Consider the following 1,364-nt stretch of genomic DNA (forward strand, 5'->3'; position numbering starts at 1 on the left):
TCAACTCAAGTAACATCCCATTGTCCTTGCGCCGTACCGAGCTTATCTGTTTGACGCTATAGTCCAGTAAAATATTACTGATTACTGCTCCTAATGCGAATGACTCGGTGCCTTCAGAAATAATAACCTTAACTGTTTTTTCGGTGCTATTTTGCAGGATATGATAAGTGTCAATGCCCTCACCGCCAGCAGCAAATCCTGCTTGTAAAGCGATAACATCATTCCCACCCGCCCCCAAAATAGTATCCTCGCCATCCAAGCCATTGAGGTAATTATCTTGGTTGTTACCGCGGATAATATCATCCGTATTCTTAGAACTAATGACATTTTCAATATTGCTAATTTTGGCAATATGCTGCCGCCCCGTCATGCCGCGCTGAGTATACTCGCCTGAGGTAAGATTGATTTCGTTACTTATGCCTTTACTCTTTGGTGCTGCTAATGTGACGGAGTCACTCCCCTCGCCACCATCCATTTGACTGACTCTTTCTCCAATGTCAGGATTATCAAAAATAAAAGTATCACTCTGGTTTCCACCGGAAAATTCCTTATACCCCTGACCCACCATAAAGACATTTCTTTTATCTTTATAGCCGCAGGCTTTATCATCACCACTGCCCAAACTGAAAAGTGCAGCTTTATTTTGAGCTAATGCTTTGTCAGAGTGGACAGGAGGTCCCATGTTTCCCACTCTAACAACACTGTTATCAGTGCCATCACCATATTCATCGGCAACAATGGTATCATTAACACCTTTAATTTCATCCAGGCTATAGTTTTTATATACAGTTGGTATTGAAGAATTATTATTTCTACTGCCCGTAGGGCGGTCCATCCCGAAGAATCCAGGGCTAAAATCTATAGTAGTATCTGAAGTAGATGGCCGAGTATGTATAGTCTCATGAAGGCGTATATCACCACGGCTATAGAACAGAATATCTTTATCAACACTGTTTTTTAATAACTCCTGATAAGTATGATGCTGCTGCTCTAATATAGATTGCCGCACTTTCTGAGCATTATTAGCATTAACTCTATTCGCTATATCCGATGTTACTGGCATCTCTATGAATAACAGCAGACCATTTTCAATCCGCTCTCCTATTGTCATATCCGGTACAATATCCCGAATACGTTCAATTTGAGTCACTGCGGAATAAATCTGTGTAGCCACTAGTATTGCTGCCGCTGCAATCATCCCTACCGGGCCAGCATAGGCGGCAATGCTCCCAGCAATCATCCCTATCGGGCCAACAAAGGCGGCAATGCCAGCAATCACCATGGCAATACTCATACCTATACCTATAGCGGCATTTACTGTAGCAAAAACACCACTCACCAGTAGATCACGCTGTAAATGGGGA

1 pseudogene is annotated in these 1,364 nt (G+C 42.7%); it reads right to left on the bottom strand.

The annotated features are described in order from the left end of the window. Positions 1-1,294 (bottom strand): annotated as a pseudogene (locus AACW11_RS18140) (hypothetical protein); the annotation flags it as partial. Between the last annotated feature and the right edge of the window lie 70 nt (positions 1,295-1,364).

This window comes from Yersinia sp. Marseille-Q3913 (assembly GCF_963892745.1).
GTDB lineage: Bacteria > Pseudomonadota > Gammaproteobacteria > Enterobacterales > Enterobacteriaceae > Yersinia > Yersinia bercovieri.